An 18,982-nucleotide genomic window follows, 5' to 3' on the forward strand; every position below is an offset into this window, starting at 1 on the left:
CTTGGACGAGGGAGCGATTCGCCTGGGCCGGCGCTGCCAGCGCCAGACAAGACCCAGCGGGAGGGGGAATCCGGTATCCGTGACGGCTGCCGGTGCCGCGAAGCCTCTGGAACGAGGGAGGATGGCCATGCCTCGTCTGTTCACCGGCCTCGAAGTTCCCGCCGACATAGCCGAAGCGCTCGCGCGTTACCGCGGCGGTCTCTATGGCGCGCGCTGGATCGATGTCGAGAATTATCACATCACGCTGCGCTTCATTGGTGACGTTGATGCCACCACGGCGGCGGACATCTACGATTCCCTTGCCGATATCGACCGGCCGCCGGTCACGGTGACGCTCGACATGCTCGATTCCTTCGGCGGCAGCCGGCCACGGACGATCTTCGCGCGCGTGCGGCCGAACCCCGCGCTGACCGAGTTGCAGGCCGATCACGAGCGCTGCGTGCGCCGCGCCGGCCTGCCGCCTGAGCCGCGCAAGTTCACGCCGCACGTCACCCTGGCGCGGCTGCGCGATGCTTCGCCGCTCGATGTGGCGGATTATTTTGCCGGGCAAGGCGCCTTCCGGCCGCTCACCTTCACCGCCGACCGCTTCGTGCTGTTCTCTTCGCGCGCCTCGGTGGGCGGCGGCCCCTACATTGTCGAAGCGGCCTATGCACTCGCGCGCCACCCCTACATGTCGGGCCGTCGCGCGGCAGCTGGCGCCTGATCAGGCGAGGCGGTCGAGCCGGGCCGTCAGTGTCACGACGAGTCCGTCCGGCCGCCACTCGCGCGCGAGGGAGCCGCCCAGCTGGCTGCGCACGGCGCTGCGGGCCAGCACGCTGCCGAAGCCTTCGCCGGCCGCCTCGCCGCCCGACGGGGCGGGGCCTCCCACCTCGCGCCAGGCGAGATGCAGAGTGTCCGCGTCGGTGCGCCAGGAGATGATGACGCGCCCGCCGAACGACGACAGAGCACCGTATTTGGCGGCGTTGGTGGCGAATTCGTGCAGCAACAGGGCGAAGCTGGTCAGCCCGCCGCCGCCCAGGATGACCTCTGGTCCGTCGACGACGATCCGTGGCTCTTCGGCCCGTGGGTCGACGAAGGGCGAGACGATGGTGTCGACAAGGGCGGCAAGGGTCGCGCTGCGCGTCTCTTCGCCGCTGAGGCCGGTGCCCGGCAGCGTCAGCGTGTGGGCCCGCGCCAGCGCTTCAAGCCGACGACGGGCCGCCTCGACGGTTTCCTGAGGCGTCGCGGCGCCGCGCGCGCTGAGACCGACGATACCGCTCGCCAAGGCGAACAGATTCTTGATGCGGTGGTCCATCTCGCGCAACAGCAGTTCCTGCCGCTCGTGCATTCGCCGCTGTTCGGTGATGTCGCGGAAACAGTTGACCGCGCCGACGACAGCGCCGGAGGCATCGCGGATCGGTTCTATGTTGACGAGGACGAAAAGCGTCTCACCGTCCGGGCGGTCGATGAGCACCTCGGCGTCGCTCACGGCCCGGCCGGTCCTCAATGCATTGGCCATCGGACAATGGGCATGGGCCATGGGAGTGCCATCGGGCGCGCGAAGGGCGAGGGAACCGCAGAAACGGTCCTGCGGCGACGGCTCGCGCCCCCACAGCGCCGCCGCGGAGCGGTTGTGGCGCACGATGCAGCCGTCCCTGTCGCAGACGTAAATGGCGACCGGCAGCAGATCGATGAAACGTTGCGACGCTCCGAGGACGTCACAGGCACTGCCGCGCGGCGAAGCGAGGGTCGTGCTCACAGGACCCCGTGCCTGCCGCGTATGATGCCGTTTCCCGTCATGCCGTCTCCTGCTTTGGCGCGGCCGGTCAACGGGGGATGGATTCGTCCGATCGACCGACGCGCGCAACAGACCGTGTCATTGAGGCAGCAATTGGCCGCCCGCGGGAGCACGGCTATTTTGGGGCGAGGCGGATCGCTCCGTCGAGGCGGATGGCCGAGCCGTTGAGCATGTCGTTCTCAATGATGGCGCGCACAAGCGCGGCATATTCCTCCGCCTTGCCCAGCCGCGAGGGGAAGGGCACGCTTGCCTCGAGCGCCTTGCGGTAGTCCTCGGGGACGGAGGCGAACATCGGCGTCTCGAACAGCCCAGGCATGATCGTCATGACGCGGATGCCGAGCGTGGAAAGATCGCGTGCCACCGGCAGCGTCATGCCCATCACGCCGGCCTTTGAGGCCGCATAGGCTGCCTGGCCGATCTGTCCGTCGGTCGCCGCGACCGAGGCCGTGCAGACGATGACGCCGCGTCCGCCGTCGGGGGTGACGGGCGCGAGGCTTGCCATGTCGGCGGCCGCCTTGGCCGTCACAGTGAATGTGCCGACGAGGTTGATGGCCACCGTGCGGGCGAAGCTCGCAACATCGTGAGCGACGAACTCCCCGGTGTCGCGCTTCTTTGCCACGGTTCGCTTGCCGGGAGCAATGCCGGCACAGTTGACCACGATCCGTGCAGGCCCGTGCGCGGCTTTCGCCGCTGCGAGCGCGCCATCGACGGACGCCTCGTCGGCCACGTCGGTGCGCACGAAGAGCCCGCCGATCTCCGCTGCCACGGCCCGCCCCCGCTCCTCGTTCAGGTCGAGGATCGCCACCTTCACGCCGGCTGCGGCCAGCATGCGCCCGGTGGCCTCGCCGAGGCCGGAGGCCCCGCCGGTGACCACGGCGGCGGTCGATGCGTCGAGCTTCATGCCTTCTCCTCCCTCATGTTCTCTTGCCGGCACTACTGTCGGTGTTCCGATGCTTCCTCAGGGGTTTAGCGCACCTGCAGCCCGGCGCAAACGGTGCCGGCGGTGCGCCGGTGCCAATGCCGATGGTGAAGCGGTCGCGAAACCTTGCGCGGCCAGCTTCCGCAAACCATCTTCTGGCCTTGGTCTTGCGGCACCAGAATCGATGGTGGGCGATGCGACTGTCGCCCTTAAAGGAGGCAGGGAATGGACGAGACGATCGCGCGCCCGCTGACGCGCGAGGAGATGCGGGCCATAAGGCGAGCGGTGCGCGACGAGGAGAGCGTGACGCGCCGTTTCTGGAAGGCTCTGCGTCGTGTCGCCGCAAATACTCCCTTCGCCGAGGATCTCGTCGCCGTCTACTTCTGCGCGATCGACCCGGCGACACCGCGCCGCGTCAAGCTCACCTTGCTCGGCGCGCTCGGCTACTTCATCCTGCCGACCGATGCCGTGGCCGATTTCCTCCCGCTCTTGGGCTTCACTGACGACATGGCGGTGCTTGCTGCCGCGATCGCCATGGCGGCGGGCGCCATCACCGATGATCACAGGCGCCGGGCGCGGGAAATAATCTCTCAATAAAATTCGATTAACGTTTCGGCTTCATGAACGGCTGCGCACCGGGACCGATGCCGGCCGGCGCGATCATAATTTCGCCCCCTTCCGGACGCCTACGAGGCGCCGGGCGGGATGTGTTCCACTCGAACGAGGGAGTGTGACGCTCTGATGATTCGAGGATTTTCGGCGCGGCCCGGCGCGGGCCTTTTCGTGATCGGCGCAGCCGTTGCCGCCCTGGTTGCGAGCCAGCCGGCGGCGGCGCAGGGTGCGGCCGGCGGCCAGGCGACGCTGCTTGCCACCTACGGCGACTGGGGCGCCTATGCCACCGGTCAAGGCAATGCGCGCGTCTGCTACGCCATGACGCAGCCGAAGCAGCGCCTGCCGGCCGGCCTCAACCGTGATCCCGCCTATCTCTTCGTCTCGAAGCGGCCAGCCGAGAACGTGCGCAACGAGGTCAGCTTCGTCATGGGCTTCCCCACACGCGAGAATGTCGATGCCCGCGCGACTGTGGGCGATACGGCCTTTGCACTTGTTACGAAGGGCGAGAATGCATGGGTCAAGGACCCGGCGCAGGAGAGCCAGGTGATCACGTCCTTCCAGCGTGGCGCCAAGCTGGTCATCAACGTGGAATCGCGCCGCGGCAACAAGCTGACGGACGAATACTCGCTCCAGGGCTTCACGCAGGCGCTGAAACGAGTGAACGACGAGTGCAAATGAGCGGCTCCAGCCGAACGGCTGCGATGAAACGCCTCTGGACGGGTCGGCCCCGCATCGGGTTATCGGCCTCGTTGCCGGCATGAGGTGACGATGACGGCCCCGGCGTGTTATAGCGCCGGGACTTTCTGTTTTGGACCGGACCCATGCAAGTGCCCTCGCAGGAGGCGGCGCTCCGCGCCCCTTCACAACCGCGCCCCGTGGCGATGCCCGTCAAGCCCTCGCTCGTGGGCATGACTCGCCAGGAACTGCGCGACAGCCTCGCCGCGCTCGACATCCCAGCGCGCGAGCTGCGCATGCGCGTCGGCCAGTTGTGGCACTGGATCTACCTGCGCGGTGCCCGCGACTTCGACGTCATGACGACCATCGGCAAGGGCCTGCGCGCGCGGCTCGCCGAGGCCTATACGCTGGCGCGGCCCGAGGTAGTCACTGAGCAGGTCTCGCGCGACGGCACGCGCAAATGGCTCATGCGCATGCCCTCGACCAGCCCCTTCGACAAGGGCGCCGAGATCGAGTGCGTCTACATTCCCGAGGTCGACCGCGGCACGCTCTGCGTGTCGAGCCAGGTCGGCTGCACGCTCAATTGCTCCTTCTGCCACACCGGCACGCAGAAGCTCGTCCGCAACCTCACCTCTGCCGAGATCGTCGCCCAGGTGATGGTGGCACGCGACCGGCTCGGCGACTGGCCGGACGAGAACCCGCCCGAGGGCGCCTTCGTGCCGAGCGACGGCGGGCGCTTCGTCACCAACATCGTCCTCATGGGCATGGGCGAGCCGCTCTACAACTTCGACCACGTAAAGGCGGCGATGGACGTCGTCTGTGACAATGAGGGCCTCGGCATCGGCCGCCGCCGCATCACGCTGTCGACCTCCGGTGTCGTGCCGATGATCGCCCGTGCCGGCGAGGAGATCGGCTGCATGCTGGCCATCTCCCTGCACGCCGTGCGCGACGACCTGCGCGACGTGCTGGTGCCGCTCAACAAGAAATACCCGATCGCCACGCTGCTCGAGGCCTGCCGCACCTATCCCGGCGTTTCCAACGCCAAGCGCATCACCTTTGAATATGTGATGCTGAAGGGCGTCAACGACAGCGAGGCGGACGCCCGGGCTCTCGTGCGCCTGCTCAAGGGGATTCCGGCCAAGATCAACCTCATCCCGTTCAATCCCTGGCCGGGCAGCCAGTATGAATGCTCCGACTGGGAGACGATCGAGCGGTTCTCGCAGATCGTGTTCGATGCCGGCTATGCGAGCCCCGTGCGCACGCCGCGCGGCCGCGACATCCTGGCGGCCTGCGGCCAGCTGAAGAGCGAGACGGAAAAGCTGAGGGCCCGCGCCCGCCTGATGCTCGAATCCGGTATCGGCGCCGAGGGCATGTTCTCCGCCGCCGAATAAAGGCCCCTCATGCGCTTTCTCGTCCGGCTCGCTGTCGTCGCTTTCGCGCTCGGGGCAGCCATCACGGCCGGCTTCATCTTCTTGGTCGTCGCCAGCTTCGGCGAGCCCGCCATGCACGAGCTCATCGCCGGCCTCGGCTTTGCCAGCTTCTTCGCACTGTTCGACGCCATCATGAGCGAGGGCGCGCCGGATGTGGCGGCGCTCGCCATCGGTGCCGCGCTGTGGACGATGGCGCTCATGGTGCTCGTCCTGCCTCCGGCGGTCGCGGCTGCGGCCGGCGAGATCGGCGGCTGGCGCTCTTTCGTCTGGTACGGCGGGGCGAGCGGCCTCATCAGCGCCGCCATGCCGTGGGCCGCCGGCGCCGGCCGGGCCGGCGAGGGCGAATTGCGCATCACCTTGCTTCTGTTTCTCACCGGTTCGTTGTCGGGGCTCGTCTATTGGCTCATTGCCGGCCGCACCGCGGGCATCGAGCGCAGCGAGCCTGCCGCATGAGGCCAGCGCCTTTCATGAAGGAGTTCAATCGATGATCTCGCGGCGACTCGCGCTCGTTGCCGGCCTGGCCGTGATTGTGGCGGCCGCTGCCTGGGTGGCTGTCAGCGCCAACAATGCGCCGCATTACGGTGCGGCGGCCCGCGAGGCCTGGCGCGAGGTGGAAGAGCAGTTCCGCGCCCGTGCCGACATGGTGCCCGAAATCATCGCCATGGTGGAAACGGTCAACACCACACAGGGCCCGCTCGTCGAGCGGCTGCGCGAGGCGCAGGCCGCGGTCCTTGCCCTGCGGCCCCAGCCGGAGGCGCCGACGGATCCCGCACGCTTCCGGAGGTTCATGGAGACGCAGGACGACCTCTCCCGGGCGCTCGGCAAGGTCATGGATCTCATGAACCTCTATCCCGACCGGCGCTCCAACCCCGAGATCCGGCGGGTGCTCGATGCGCTGGAAACGCGCGAGAACCGCATTGTGGTCGCCCGCAGCGATTTCGTGAGACTCGCCCGCAACTACAACCTGTCGATCAGCCGCGTTCCCGGCCGCTGGGTGGCGCTCGCCTTTCTCGGGCCGCAGCCGCGTATGGTCGAGACGTTCGATTCGCCGCGCAACGGCTGAACCGTCGGCGCCGTCTGTCAGCGGCCCTGGGTCGCGAGGATCTTCAGGGCGAAGGCGCCAAAGAGACCGGCGAAGGCGAAGTCGAGCCCCCGCATGATGCGCGGGCGGCCCTTGAGAGCGCGAACCACCTTGTCCGCCGCCAGGATGAGCAGCACGGCGAGCGGCAGCGAGAAGGCGATAAAGTAGAGGCCGAGAAAGATAAGCTTGGCCGAGGCGTGCGGGTCGCTGGCCGCAACGAACTGGGGCAGGAAGGTCACGAAGAACAGCACGATCTTCGGATTGGTGAGATTGACGCCGATGCCGAGGAGGAAGGTGCGTGCGAAGGAGGCCGGCGGGCGCGCGCCCGCCTTGACGTTGAGGGCCGAGCCGTTGCGGACGGCATCCACGGCGAGCCAGAGCAGATAAAGGGCGCCGACCACCTTGAGGATGGTGAAGGCAGTCGCCGAGGCCGCGAGAAGGGCTGAGACGCCGAGAGCGGCAAGCAGCGTGTGCACGCAGCAGCCGGTGAGCGCGCCGAGCATGGCCGCGATGCCCGAACGCCGCCCCTCGGCCATCGTCTTGGCAAGGAAAAGGCTCATGTCCGGCCCCGGCGTGACGAACAGCACGAAACAGGCCAGCGAATAGGCGATGAGGACGGCAAGCTCTGGCAGGAACGTCATGCAAAACCTCGTAGGGACAGCGGCTGCAATTTTCCGCTGCGCGCGCCGCATGCGGCATGTTTATCAGCATGCGGACAAGACGCTAACCTCCACTTTCGCATGTGGAGGAGATCCATGACGTCATTCCGCTCCATCCGGCCGCTCCAGGCGCTTCTTGCCGCCGTTTCCATCGCTGTTGCCGCCCCGCTCGCCCTCGCCCAGCAGCCGGTGGCGCCTCCGGCCGGCCAGCCCATCATCTCCGGCCAGGCGCGGCTGCTGCCGGTCATCGCGCCGAACGGCATGGTCTCCTCGCAGGAGGCCGAGGCGACGCGCGTCGGCGTCGAGGTGCTGCGCAAGGGCGGCAACGCTGTCGACGCGGCGGTCGCGGTCGGCTTCGCGCTTGCCGTGACGCTGCCGCGGGCCGGCAATCTTGGCGGCGGCGGCTTCATGCTGGTCCATCTCGCCGAGCGCAACGAGACCGTCGCTATCGACTATCGCGAAAGCGCGCCCGCGGCCGCGCACCGCGACATGTTCCTCGACGAGAAGGGCGAGCCGGACCCGAAGAAGTCGCGCGATTCGGGCCTTGCCGTCGGCGTGCCGGGCACCGTCATGGGCCTAGCCCACGCGCTCGAGAAATATGGCTCGGGCAAGTTCACCCTGGTCGATCTCGTCGCCCCGGCCGAGCGCCTGGCGCGCGAGGGCACCGCGGTAGAGGACGACCTTGCCGATTCGCTGCCGCAGGCTTCGGCCCGTCTCGGTCGCGACCCGGCGACGGCCGCCATCTTCCTGAAGGACGGGCGCCCCTTCCAGAGGGGTGAGCGCCTCGTGCAACGCGACCTCGCCGACACGCTCGCAGCCATTGCCAACGGAGGGCCGGATGCCTTCTACCGCGGCCCCGTGGCCGAGAAGATCGCCGCCTCCGTCAAGGCCGCGGGCGGCGTCATGACGGTGGAGGATCTCGCCCGCTATCGCGTCATCGAGCGCAAGCCCGTGCGTGGCACCTATCGCGGCCACGAGGTGGTGTCGATGCCGCCGCCGAGCTCGGGTGGCGTGCATCTCGTCCAGATCCTCAACATCCTCGAGGGCTTCGATCTTGCCGCGATGGGCGCCGGCAGTGCCGACGCGCTGCACGTCATGGCCGAGGCGATGAAGCCGGCCTATGCCGACCGGGCGGCCTGGCTCGGCGATCCCGACCGCGTCGACGTGCCGCTCCGGGGCCTCACCTCGAAGCTCTATGCCGACAGCCTGCGCGTCGCGCTCGACAAGGACCGCGCCCGCCGCGCCGAGGAGGTCAAGGCCGGTGATCCCCTGCCGCACGAAAGCGACCAGACGACGCATTTCTCGGTGGTCGACAAGGACGGCAATGCGGTCGCCAACACCTATACCCTCAACTTCTCCTATGGCGCCGCCTTCGTCGCCGCCGGCACCGGCGTGCTGATGAACAACGAGATGGACGATTTTGCCGCCAAGGTCGGGGCGCTGAACGCCTACGGTCTCGTCGGCGGCGAGACGAACAGCGTCGCGCCGGGTGCGCGCCCGCTCTCCTCGATGACGCCCACCTTCCTGTTCAAGGACGGCAAGCTCGTGCTCGTCACCGGCAGCCCGGGGGGCAGCCGCATCATCACCACGGTGCTGCAGGTGATCGTCAATGTGGTCGACTTTGGCATGAACATCGCCGAGGCGGTGGTCGCACCGCGCATCCATCACCAGTGGCAGCCAGACCGGTTGCTCGCCGAGGGCGGCCTTTCTCCCGACACGCTCAAGATCCTCGCCGCACGCGGCCAGAAGATCACTGTCGGCGCCACCTCGGGCTCGGCCAATTCTATCATGGTCACGCCGGAGGGGCTCGCCGGGGCGTCCGACACACGCCAGCGCGGCACGCTCGCGGCTGGATACTGACGGACGCCGCAGTCACAGGCCCGGGCTCTTGGCCGCGCCGAGGATCGGCCCCGGCACCTTGCCGGTGCCGCGCTGCAGGATGAGCACGTAGCCGTCGCATCCGTCCGGGCGGGCGATGTCCTGCGGCAGCATGAAGGTGGCCTCGCGCCCATACCACTTGCCCACCTTCATGATGCCGCGCACCACGTTGGTATAGATCACCTGCCGGCCGGTGTTCTCGCCGCGGCCAATCTTCACGCGCTCCCGGCGCTTCACCGGCATCAGCCACAGCACGCCCTTCGGCGGGCCCTTCTCTGCCTCGTCGTCAGCTGCCGCGGCGCCAGCCTGTACGACATCATTAATCCCTTGGGGCGCCGCTGCGACGGAGACGTGCACCGTCGCCCCATCCGACGAGAGGGTGAGCGGCACGCTCATGGCGCCGGCCTGTTTCTCGGCAGCGAGCGCGGCCTCGACTGCCTTTCGGTCCGAGCCGATGGCATGGCGCAGCCCGTCGATGACCATTTGCGGTGTATAGACCTGCCGGTCGCCCCGCTGTTCTGCATAGCCGCGCTGCCGCGCAGTGTAGGACGCGCTTGCGAGCGTGTCCTTCCAGCCGAGATAGTCCCAGTAATCCACCGGCAGCGTCAGGGCAACGACACCCGGCTCACCCGCGAGTTCGCCAAGCAGTGCATCGGCCGGCGGGCACGAGGAGCAGCCCTGGCTGGTGAACAGCTCGACTACACTATGGATCGCCTGCTCGGCCCGGGCACGCTCCCAGCTGACGGCCGCGAGAACCATGGTTGCGAGGACGAGGCTGGCGGCCCAGCGCTTCATGAACACCGATCCCTTTTCCGAAGGGTCACAATGAAGCGCAAGCCGTGCCGTCGCGAAAGTCACTTTGCCTTGATCATGGGCGACGCTGGGCATCATCGCGCCGGAACCCGCCAGCGCCTGTGCATCCACAGCCACTGCTCCGGGTGCTCCCGCACCCAGCCTTCGACCACCGCCGTCATGACGGCCATGGCGCCCTCGACGTCGATTTCGCCTTTGGCGTCGCGCGGCAGATCGATGGGCGGTGTCAGCTCCAGGCGAAAGCGCAGGCCGGGGAGGCGGATCACCCGCACGCCATGCACCGGGCAGTCGAAGCGCCTGGCGAACTTGGCGAGGATCGGGTTGGTCTTGGCCGGGCGGCCGAAGAAGGGCACCGTGACGCCGCGGGTGAAGTGCTGGTCAATCAGCATGCCGAGATGGCCGCCGCGCTCGAGCACGCTCTGCATGGCGAAGGCCGCCCCCTGCCGCGCCGCCTCGAGCCCGCCCATGGTGCCGCTGCGTACCTCGTGCACCACGCGCGCGACAGCCGGCGTGTTGGGGGCGCGGAAGACCGCCGTCGCGTCGAGCCCATAGCGGGCGGCGCAGATGGCCGGCAGCTCCCAGTTGGCAAGATGGGCGGAGAAGATGATGCCCGGCTTGCCGTCGTCGCGCAGGGCCTCGAAATGCTCGATGCCGTCCACCTCCACCCGGGCGTCGGCCTTCGGGTTGAAATGGTCGTAGTCGAAGAGGACGTCGAGATGGGCATATTCGGCGCCCGTACGGCCGAGATTCTCCCATGCACCGCGCACGATGGCGCGGATTTCGTGTTCGCTCTTTTCAGGAAAGGCCGCGCGCGCATTGGCAAGCCCGATGCGGTGCACGGGCAGGAGAGGACCAATGGTTCGGGCGACGGCGCCGCCGAGATTGCTCGCCCGCTCGGGCCCGAGGAGGCGCAGGACGCCGAAGACGGCCCGCACGAGGCCCACCATCACGACCTCGGCGACGGCGAGCCCAGCGCGCTTGAGCGTTGAAGCCGGCCTCACGCGCCAGCCCCTTCGCCTGCCCTCAACCGGATCGATGCCATGCGCCGCACCTTCGGCCGCATCGTCAGAAGCGCACCAGGATCTTGCCGAAGACCTTGCGGCTCTCGAGCCGCTCCAGCCCTTGCGCGAAATCCTCGAGCGGGAAGACGGTGTCGATCACCGGGCTGAGGCCCGACGCCATCTTGTCGAGCGATTCGCGGATGTTGCGCATCGAGCAGCCGAAGGACCCGAAGATGCGATACTGCTGCTGGAAGAGTTGCATCAGGTTCATGGTCGTCGACACGCCCGAGGTCGAGCCGCAGGTGACGAGCCGGCCGCCGCGCTTGAGGCAGAGCAGCGAGCCGTTCCACGTGTCCGCGCCCACATGCTCGAAGACGACGTCGACGCCCTTGCGCTTGGTGAGGCGCCTGACCTCGCCCTCGAAGCGCTCGTTGCGGTAGTTGATGACGTGATCGGCCCCGAGCGCCTTCGCCTTCTCGCCCTTCTCGTCGTCGCCGACGGTGGTGTAGACCGTGCAGCCGATGGCCTTCGCCATCTTGATGGCGGCGGTGCCGATGCCCGAGCCGCCGGCGTGCACCAGCACGCTCTCGCCCGGCTCCAGCCGCGCATTGTCGAACAGCATGTGCTGCACGGTGCCGAAGGCGATCGGCGCGCAGGCCGCGTCCTCGAACGAGACCTCGTCCGGCACTTTCACCACGAGCCGCTGCGGCATGTTGACGAAATCGCAGGCAAAGCCGTCGACATGGAAGCCCATGATGCCGCCGACGTTCTCGCACAGGTTGTCGCGGCCCTCGACACAGGCCCGGCAGATACCGCAGGTGCGCGCGCCGTACAGGGCGACCTTGTCGCCGACGTCGACGTGCGTCACGTCCTCGCCGATGGCGACGACTGCGCCGGCGGCCTCGGCTCCGACGACGAGCGGCATCTTGCGCTTGGCGAAGGCCATGCCGCGGAAACCCCACACGTCAATGTGGTTGAGCCCGACGGCATGGACGCGGATCTGCACCTCGCCGGGGCCGGGATGGGGCGGGTTCTCCACCTCCTCCAGCCTCAGGTCGCGGTCGCCGTGGAGCCTTAATGCGCGCATGAGCCTCGCCGTCTCTTCGAAATTCTGGTCTGGGGCGCGCCGCCTCAGCGGTGCACGCCGATCTGCGCGGTGAGCCCGCCGTCGATCGGCAGGACCGCCCCCGTGATATAGCCCGCCGGCTCCGAGAAAAGAAAGGCGACGAGGCCCGCGACCTCCTCCGGCCGGGCGAAGCGGCCGGTCGGGATCTGCTTTTCCATATTGGCGCGATAGGCGGCGTAGGGCGCCATCATGTCCGTGTCGATGAAGCCCGGCGCCACGTAGTTGACGGTGACGCCACGCTTGGCGGTTTCCACGGCGAGCGTGCGGATGTAGCTGAGGAGCGCGCCCTTGGAGGCCGCATAGGCGGCATTGCCCGGGTTACCCTGCAGTGCTGCCACGGAGCCGATGACGACGATGCGCCCGGCCCGCGCGCGCAGCATGGTGCGCATCAGGCCCTTGGCGATCTGGGTCAGCGACCAGAAATTGACCTGCATGGCCGCTTCCGCCTTGTCCTGCGCCATCATGGCCGCGAGCGCGTCGTAGGACTGGCCGGCATTGTGAACGAGGCCGAAATAGGCCGTCTCCTCGACGGCCGCGCAGAAGGCGTCGAGCGCCGCCCGGTCGGCGAGGTCAAGCGCGCGCGCCCGCACCGAGCGGCCGGGATGGGCTTGTTCGAGCTCCCCGGCGAGGGCATCGGCTGCCTCGGCCGAAGCCCTGTAGGTGAAGTCGACGTCGAAGCCCTGCGCCACGAGCGCGCGCACGATGGCCCCGCCGACGCCCTTGGCGCCGCCGGTGACGAGAACGCGCCTTGCGGGTTCGCCGCTCATGCCGGTTCCGCCGCGAAGACGAGGCAGGTGTTCTGCCCGCCGAAGCCGAAGGAGTTGGAGAGCACGCGGCCGACCGTCGCGTCCCGCGCCACGTTCGGCACCACGTCGAGCGGGATCGTCGGGTCGGGCACCTTGTAGTTGATGGTGGGCGGAATGCGCCCCTCGCCGATGGTCAGGAGCGAGAACACCGCCTCGATGGTGCCGGCCGCCGTCAGCGTGTGGCCGATCATCGACTTGTTGGAGGAGATCGGCACCTCGCGCATGCGCTCACCCATGACGGCGAGGCAGCCCATCGATTCCATCTTGTCGTTCTCCGGCGTCGACGTGCCATGCGCGTTGATATAGTCGATGTCGTCCGGCGTCAGCCCCGCGTCCGCGATGGCTTCACGCATGGCGGCGATGGCGGGCGCCCCGTCCGGGCTCGAGCGCGTGCGGTGAAAGCCGTCGCCCTTCTCGCCGCAGCCGAGGACGAAGCCGAGGATCGTCGCCCCGCGCGCGAGCGCGTGGTCATAGTCCTCCAGCACCAGTGCCGCCGCGCCCTCGCCCATGACGAAGCCGTCGCGGTTCTTGGAGAACGGCTTGGCGGCCTCCTCCGGCGGGTCGTTCTGCGTCGAAAGCGCCGACAGCAGCGAGAAGCGGATGAGCGATTCCGGGTTCACCGAGCCGTCAGTGCCGATGGCGAGCGCCGCCGAAACCTCGCTGCGGCGGATCGCCTCGACGCCGAGCTGGATGGCGGTGGCACCCGACGAGCAGGCGGTCGACAGCGAGACGGGCGAGCCCTTGGTGCCGAAGCGGTCCTGGATGCGAGCTGCCACCGTGCCGAAGAGGAACAGTTCGTGCCAGGCTTTGAAACGGCCTGTCTCGGCGCCCGCCAGAAGCGTGCCGTAACTGGTCTCGCCATTGCGTTTGCCAGCCTGCGCCAGCGCCTCGCGCTGCGGCCATTCCATCTCCACGGGGGGGACGGCCATGAACAGGGCGCCGGGAAAATCGCCGGGTCGGCCGATGTCCGCTTGCGCGACCGCTTCCTTGGCGGCGCGCAGGGCGAGTTGCTCCGACAGCGCCGGCGCGCAGAACGGTTCGGCAGCCACGAAATCGACGGTGCCGGCGATCGTCGTGCGCAGGTTGTCGATGGCGAACCGGTTGATGCGGTGGATGCCTGAACGCCCGGCCGTCAGGGCCGTCCAGTTGTCGGTTTTGCCCTCGCCGAGCGAGGTGACGACTCCCATGCCCGTCACGACGACGAGGGGGCGCCCATGCTTGTCCCTGTGGGGCGTGGCCATTTCTGCCTCCGCTCAGATGCGCTCGATGAGGGCGAGGCCCTCGCCTCGGGCATGTCCGATGCTCGTCACCGCCGCCTGCCGCGCGTCGCCGCGCCTGACGAGGGCCGCTGCCAGCGCGACGCCGGCGGGGAACTGCGGCTCCAGCATGTTGCCGAAGAGGTCGCCCGTGGCGATGCGCCGCGTGCCGTCGGTGCGCCGGTCGAGCACCGCCTTCTCTTCCGCCGTGATGCCGGCGACGCCGGTGGCGCCCGAGACGACGAGGCCGCTCGCCGCGTCGAAGCCGCCGGCCCTTTCGAACAGGCCGTCGAGCGCCTCGCCCGCCGCGCCGGACACGCGGCGCGCCTGATCGGCGCCCACATGCGCAAGCCGGGCGATCGCCGTTGCCCCGCGCGCTTCGGCATGGTCGCGCGCCTCAAGCACGAGGAAGGCTGCGCCGCTGCCGGGGATGAAACCGCCCTTCTCACCGCGCTCCCAGACGCTGGCGAAACGACCCTTCCACAGGAGGCCGGCCATCTCGTAGACGAGCAGCACGTCCGGCCGCTCGGCATTGTAGGAGCCGCCGACGAGGAAGATGTCGCCCTGGTTCGCGGCGATGCGCGCCTTGGCGATCCGCAAGGCATCGACGCCGGCTTGCTCCTCCCCCATGAAGGTGCGCGTTGCGCCGGTCACCCCGTGCACGATGGAGATGTTGCCGGCGAGGAGGTTTGACAGCTGGGCGAGGAAGAGCGTGGGCCGGAGATCGCTCATCAGCCGCTCGTTGAGGAAGGCGCCGGGGTCGGCCGCCTGCGGCAGGCCGGTGAGCACCTGGCCGTCCACCTGATAGTCGCGCTCGCCGCCGCCGGCTGCGCAGATGAGGTGGAGATGGCCGAGGAGCGCCTTGTCCTCCTTGATGCCGGCGTCGTCGAGGGCGAGCCCCGCCGCATAGACGCCGAGCTTCTGCCAGGCCTCCATCTGCCGCTGGTCGGACTTCTTCGGAATCTGCCGCTCCCATTCGAGCGGCACGACCGGATGCACCAGATGCGGCTTGAAGCGCTCGGCCTCGACGGTCCCCGGGCGGCCGGCATCGACGGCGGCGAGATGCGCCTCGATGCCTTCGCCGAGATTGGAGACGATGCCGATGCCGGTGATGAAGACCTCACGCGTCATGTCATGCCTCCGGGGCGGGCGCGTCGAGCGCAAGGCCGAGCCCAAGGGCCTGCTCGCGCATGCGGCCCGACAGCCCCTCGGGGAAGGGCAGCATGCGGAACATGAGCTCGGCGTCGCAGATGCCCTTGCCGGCGCTCGAAATCTTCGCCTTGGTCACGGCGTAGCCGGAACCCTGGTGGATGCGTCTGGCCTCGATGATGAGCGGCGCGCCCGGCCCGACGAACGAACGGAACTTCGCCTTCTCGACGCCGGCGAGGAAGGGCATATGCGTGAAGCGCGTCAGCGCCAGGATGAGATAGCCCGAGGCCTGCGCCATGGTCTCGGTGAGGAGCACACCCGGCATCAGCGGGTGATCCGGAAAATGCCCCTCGAAGACGGGGCTTGCCATCGGCACCGTCGAATGGGCTTCGAGCCGCTCGCCCGCCTCCTCGAAGAGGGCGACACGGTCGATCATCTGGAAGTATTCGAGGCGCATGGGCTCTTCGGGATCTGCCGGCCCGACGCCGCGGTGAAAGGCCGCACCGCCGGTGAAAAGACGTTTTCAGGCGTGCGTCAGGCCTTGGCGGCGACGAGCTCGTCGATACGTGCGCACAGGTTCTTGAGCACGAAATATTCCTCGGCGGGCACCTTGCCTTCGTTGACTTCCTGCGTCCACGTCTCGAGCGGCAGCTTGATGCCGAAGGCCTTGTCGATGGCGAAGGCGATGTCGAGAAAGGCGAGCGAGTCGACACCGAGATCGTCGATCGCGTGGCTCTCGGGCGTGATCTGTTCGCGGGGGATGTCGCACGTCTCCGAGATGATGCCGGCGACGGTCTCGAAAGTGGAAGCCATCGCTTCTCTCTCCTGTCTGTTTGCGGCGGGGCGGAGCAGCGGTCGCGGATGGGCGCCCCGTCATCCGCTGAACGCAGGTTCCGTTGAAAGCGGTTCCCTATACATGAGCGCCGGCGGTTGTCCAACCGCCGGCGTCGTTGTTCTCCATAAACCCGCTGCCGGTGCCTGCGCAAGCGCCGGCCTGCCGGCTCGGATCAGGCCGCGAGCTGGCGCAGCACGTAGTGCAGGATGCCGCGGTTCCTGAAGTACTCCAGCTCGTCGAGGGTGTCGATGCGGCACAGCAGCGGCACCGTCTTGACCGTGCCATCGGCGAAGGTGATCTCGGCTTCCAGCCTCTGGCGCGGCTTGAGGCCGGCCGAGATGCCGCGGATGGTCACCGTCTCGTCGCCCTTGAGGCCGAGAGTCTGCCAGGACGTTCCTTCCTCGAAGACGAGCGGCAGGACGCCCATGCCCACGAGGTTGGAGCGGTGGATTCGCTCGAAGCTCTGGGCGATCACGGCGCGCACGCCGAGGAGGTTGGTGCCCTTGGCCGCCCAGTCGCGCGACGAGCCGGTGCCGTATTCGCGGCCGGCGAAGACCACGAGCGGTACGCCTTCGGCCTTGTACTTCATGGCCGCGTCGTAGATCGGCAGACGCTCGCCGTCCGGCCAGTGGAGGGTGTAACCGCCCTCGACGACATTGCCGGCCTCGTCCTTCACCATCTGGTTCTTGATGCGGATGTTGGCGAAGGTGCCCCGCATCATGACCTCGTGGTTGCCGCGGCGCGTGCCGTACTGATTGAAGTCGGCGACCGCGACACCATGATCGATCAGGTACTTGCCGGCCGGGCTCGCCGCCTTGATGGAGCCTGCGGGCGAGATGTGGTCGGTTGTGATCGAATCGAGGAAGAGGCCGAGCACCCGCGCCCCGATGATGTCGCTCGTCGCCTCGGGCGTCTTGCCCATGCCAACGAAATAGGGCGGGTTGGCGACATAGGTCGATTGGCTGTCCCAGGCATAGGTCTGCCCGGCCGGCGCGTCGATCTTCTGCCAGTTCTCGTCACCCTTGAAGACGTCCGCATATTTCGTGCGAAACATTTCGTTGGTGATGTAGGCGTCGATGAACCCTTGGATCTCCTTCGGTGACGGCCAGATGTCCTTGAGGTAGACTGGCTTGCCGTCCGAGCCGGTGCCGAGCGGCTCGGTGGTGAGGTCGACCTGCATGGAGCCGGCAATCGCATAGGCGACGACGAGCGGCGGCGAGGCAAGATAGTTCGCCTTCACGTCCGGATTGACGCGGCCCTCGAAGTTGCGGTTGCCTGAGAGCACCGCCGCGGCGACGAGATCAGCCTCGTTGATGGTCTTCGAGATCGGCGCTTCCAGCGGGCCCGAGTTGCCGATGCAGGTCGTGCATCCGAAGCCGACGAGATTGAAGCCCATGGCGTCGAGATCCCCCTGCAGGCCTGACTTGGCGAGATACTCGGCCACCACCTGCGAGCCGGGTGCGAGCGAGGTCTTCACCCACGGCTTCGGCTTCAGGCCCTTCTCCTTCGCCTTGCGGGCGAGAAGCCCGGCGCCGATCAGCACGCTCGGGTTCGAGGTATTGGTGCAGGAGGTGATCGCCGCGATCACAACGGCGCCGTGGCCAAGCGCGAAGCTGTCGCCGCGCGTGTTCGAGGATGGTGCTGTCTTGCCCGCTTCGCCCGGTTTCTTGAACTCGCTCTCCAGCGAGGCGAGAAAGCCGGCCTTGGCGTCGGCCAGCGTCACGCGGTCCTGCGGGCGCTTGGGACCGGCGAGCGAGGGGACGACGTCGTCGAGGTCGAGCTCGAGCGTGTCGGTGAAGACCGGATCGGGTGTGCCGTCCTCGCGGAACATGCCCTGCACCTTGGCATATTCGCCGACAAGGGCGATGCGCTCGGCGTCACGGCCGGTCTTGTCGAGATAGCGCAGTGTCTCGGCGTCGACCGGGAAGAAGCCGCAGGTCGCGCCATATTCCGGCGCCATGTTGGCGATGGTCGCCTTGTCCTCGAGCGTCATGTGCGCGAGGCCGGGGCCGTAGAACTCGACGAACTTGCCGACGACGCCCTTCTTGCGCAGCATCTGGGTGACGGTGAGCACGAGGTCTGTCGCCGTCACGCCCTCCTTGAGGCGGCCGGTGAGCTTGAAACCGATGACCTCCGGCAGCAGCATGGACAGTGGCTGGCCGAGCATGGCCGCCTCTGCCTCGATGCCGCCAACGCCCCAGCCGAGTACGCCGAGGCCATTGACCATCGTGGTATGCGAATCGGTGCCGACGAGCGTGTCTGGATAGGCCGTCGTCTCGCCGCTCTCGCTCTTCGTCCAGACGGTCTGGGCGAGATATTCGAGGTTCACCTGGTGGCAGATGCCGGTGCCGGGCGGCACCACACGGAAGTTGTCGAAGGCGCTCTGGCCCCACTTCAGGAAGCGGTAGCGTTCCTGGTTCTGCTCATATTCGCGGGCGACGTTCTGGGCGAGCGAGGAGGACGAGCCGAAGAAGTCGACGACCACCGAATGGTCGATGACGAGGTCCACGGGCACGAGCGGGTTGATGCGCGTCGGGTCGCCGCCGAGCTGCTTCATGGCGTCGCGCATGGCCGCAAGATCCACCACCGCCGGCACGCCGGTGAAATCCTGCATCAGCACGCGCGCCGGGCGGAAGGCGATTTCGCGCCCCGCGGCGCCCTTGTTGACGAGCCACTCCTTGACGGCGACGATGTCGTCCTTCGTCACCGAGCGGCCGTCCTCGAAGCGCAGCAGGTTCTCGAGCAGCACCTTCATCGAGAAGGGCAGGCGCGAGATGCCGTCGAGGCCGTTCTTTTCCGCTTCCGCCAGGGAGTAGTAGGTATAGGTCTTGCCGCCGACGGAAAGCGTCTTGCGGCTCTTGAAACTGTCGATGGTCGTCACGGCTGGGATCCTCACATCACGATGATCGAACTAGAGGTTCGTTCGGCCGATGCGCGAAGTGCGCGCGCCGCTCCGGGGGCGCCC

Annotated in this window: 19 protein-coding genes; 7 read left to right on the plus strand and 12 right to left on the minus strand. The window is 67.9% G+C overall.

The window, feature by feature from the left end; all coding sequences use genetic code 11:
- The first annotated feature begins 127 nt into the window (after nt 1-127).
- The gene (thpR, locus tag BOQ54_RS02215; RefSeq protein ID WP_063188333.1) at nt 128-703 is read left to right on the plus strand and encodes an RNA 2',3'-cyclic phosphodiesterase; all 576 of its coding nucleotides are present in this window, start codon (nt 128-130) and stop codon (nt 701-703) included.
- On the opposite strand, the gene BOQ54_RS02220 is transcribed toward thpR, so the two are convergent.
- Both BOQ54_RS02220 and BOQ54_RS02225 read right to left on the minus strand, forming a co-directional pair.
- Entirely contained in the window at nt 704-1,738 is a 1,035-nt protein-coding gene (locus BOQ54_RS02220; RefSeq protein ID WP_071923162.1) for an HWE histidine kinase domain-containing protein, read from the minus strand.
- A 154-nt stretch (nt 1,739-1,892) separates the two neighbouring features.
- Complete coding sequence (locus BOQ54_RS02225; protein WP_071923163.1) at nt 1,893-2,678, minus strand: SDR family NAD(P)-dependent oxidoreductase; 786 nt, start codon at nt 2,676-2,678, stop codon at nt 1,893-1,895.
- A 243-nt stretch (nt 2,679-2,921) separates the two neighbouring features.
- On the opposite strand from BOQ54_RS02225, the gene BOQ54_RS02230 reads away from it, so the two are divergent.
- The 5 genes from BOQ54_RS02230 (at nt 2,922) to BOQ54_RS19935 (ending at nt 6,476) form a co-directional block, all read left to right on the plus strand.
- Nucleotides 2,922-3,293, plus strand: a complete 372-nt coding sequence (locus BOQ54_RS02230; protein ID WP_425349140.1) for a YkvA family protein — start codon at nt 2,922-2,924, stop codon at nt 3,291-3,293.
- A 144-nt stretch (nt 3,294-3,437) separates the two neighbouring features.
- Nucleotides 3,438-3,986, plus strand: a complete 549-nt coding sequence (locus tag BOQ54_RS02235) for an invasion associated locus B family protein (RefSeq protein ID WP_072249502.1) — start codon at nt 3,438-3,440, stop codon at nt 3,984-3,986.
- A gap of 203 nt (nt 3,987-4,189) precedes the next feature.
- Nucleotides 4,190-5,374: a 23S rRNA (adenine(2503)-C(2))-methyltransferase RlmN gene (rlmN, locus tag BOQ54_RS02240; RefSeq protein ID WP_432430784.1), complete on the plus strand. Its 1,185-nt coding sequence runs from the start codon at nt 4,190-4,192 to the stop codon at nt 5,372-5,374.
- A gap of 9 nt (nt 5,375-5,383) precedes the next feature.
- The gene (locus BOQ54_RS19930; RefSeq protein ID WP_063188139.1) at nt 5,384-5,866 is read left to right on the plus strand and encodes a hypothetical protein; all 483 of its coding nucleotides are present in this window, start codon (nt 5,384-5,386) and stop codon (nt 5,864-5,866) included.
- Between the two features lie 31 nt (nt 5,867-5,897).
- Nucleotides 5,898-6,476 carry a LemA family protein gene (locus tag BOQ54_RS19935; RefSeq protein WP_063188141.1) on the plus strand — a complete coding sequence of 193 codons (579 nt, stop codon included), beginning with the start codon at nt 5,898-5,900 and terminating at the stop codon, nt 6,474-6,476.
- Nucleotides 6,477-6,493: 17 nt separating this feature from the next.
- On the opposite strand, the gene BOQ54_RS02255 is transcribed toward BOQ54_RS19935, so the two are convergent.
- Nucleotides 6,494-7,135, minus strand: coding sequence for a LysE family translocator (locus tag BOQ54_RS02255; RefSeq protein WP_063188143.1), 642 nt, complete (start codon nt 7,133-7,135; stop codon nt 6,494-6,496).
- A gap of 114 nt (nt 7,136-7,249) precedes the next feature.
- Between BOQ54_RS02255 and ggt the strand changes: the two genes are divergently transcribed.
- Nucleotides 7,250-9,013 carry a gamma-glutamyltransferase gene (gene ggt / locus BOQ54_RS02260; RefSeq protein ID WP_071923164.1) on the plus strand — a complete coding sequence of 588 codons (1,764 nt, stop codon included), beginning with the start codon at nt 7,250-7,252 and terminating at the stop codon, nt 9,011-9,013.
- 12 nt (nt 9,014-9,025) lie between these two features.
- Here ggt and BOQ54_RS02265 read toward each other — a convergent pair whose 3' ends face one another.
- The 9 genes from BOQ54_RS02265 to acnA all read right to left on the minus strand — a co-directional run bounded on the left by BOQ54_RS02265 (nt 9,026) and on the right by acnA (nt 18,898).
- Nucleotides 9,026-9,826, minus strand: coding sequence for a DUF1223 domain-containing protein (locus tag BOQ54_RS02265; RefSeq protein ID WP_055459919.1), 801 nt, complete (start codon nt 9,824-9,826; stop codon nt 9,026-9,028).
- 92 nt (nt 9,827-9,918) lie between these two features.
- Nucleotides 9,919-10,845: a lipid A biosynthesis lauroyl acyltransferase gene (locus BOQ54_RS02270; protein ID WP_276199864.1), complete on the minus strand. Its 927-nt coding sequence runs from the start codon at nt 10,843-10,845 to the stop codon at nt 9,919-9,921.
- Nucleotides 10,846-10,909: 64 nt separating this feature from the next.
- Nucleotides 10,910-11,932 (minus strand): zinc-binding dehydrogenase, encoded by a 1,023-nt coding sequence (locus BOQ54_RS02275; RefSeq protein ID WP_071923165.1) that lies wholly within the window; start codon nt 11,930-11,932, stop codon nt 10,910-10,912.
- 44 nt (nt 11,933-11,976) lie between these two features.
- Nucleotides 11,977-12,738, minus strand: a complete 762-nt coding sequence (locus BOQ54_RS02280) for an SDR family oxidoreductase (protein ID WP_071923166.1) — start codon at nt 12,736-12,738, stop codon at nt 11,977-11,979.
- Entirely contained in the window at nt 12,735-14,018 is a 1,284-nt protein-coding gene (locus tag BOQ54_RS02285; RefSeq protein ID WP_071923167.1) for a beta-ketoacyl-ACP synthase, read from the minus strand. The genes BOQ54_RS02280 and BOQ54_RS02285 overlap by 4 nt, the downstream gene beginning before the upstream one ends.
- A gap of 12 nt (nt 14,019-14,030) precedes the next feature.
- Nucleotides 14,031-15,164 (minus strand): beta-ketoacyl-ACP synthase, encoded by a 1,134-nt coding sequence (locus tag BOQ54_RS02290; RefSeq protein ID WP_071923168.1) that lies wholly within the window; start codon nt 15,162-15,164, stop codon nt 14,031-14,033.
- 1 nt (nt 15,165) lies between these two features.
- Entirely contained in the window at nt 15,166-15,639 is a 474-nt protein-coding gene (locus BOQ54_RS02295) for a 3-hydroxyacyl-ACP dehydratase FabZ family protein (protein WP_071923169.1), read from the minus strand.
- Nucleotides 15,640-15,716: 77 nt separating this feature from the next.
- The gene (locus BOQ54_RS02300; RefSeq protein WP_019400864.1) at nt 15,717-15,995 is read right to left on the minus strand and encodes an acyl carrier protein; all 279 of its coding nucleotides are present in this window, start codon (nt 15,993-15,995) and stop codon (nt 15,717-15,719) included.
- 194 nt (nt 15,996-16,189) lie between these two features.
- Nucleotides 16,190-18,898 carry an aconitate hydratase AcnA gene (gene acnA / locus BOQ54_RS02305; protein WP_063188156.1) on the minus strand — a complete coding sequence of 903 codons (2,709 nt, stop codon included), beginning with the start codon at nt 18,896-18,898 and terminating at the stop codon, nt 16,190-16,192.
- Nucleotides 18,899-18,982 lie beyond the last annotated feature (84 nt).

It is taken from the genome of Chelatococcus daeguensis (assembly GCF_001887265.1).
GTDB classification, from domain to species: domain Bacteria; phylum Pseudomonadota; class Alphaproteobacteria; order Rhizobiales; family Beijerinckiaceae; genus Chelatococcus_A; species Chelatococcus_A sambhunathii.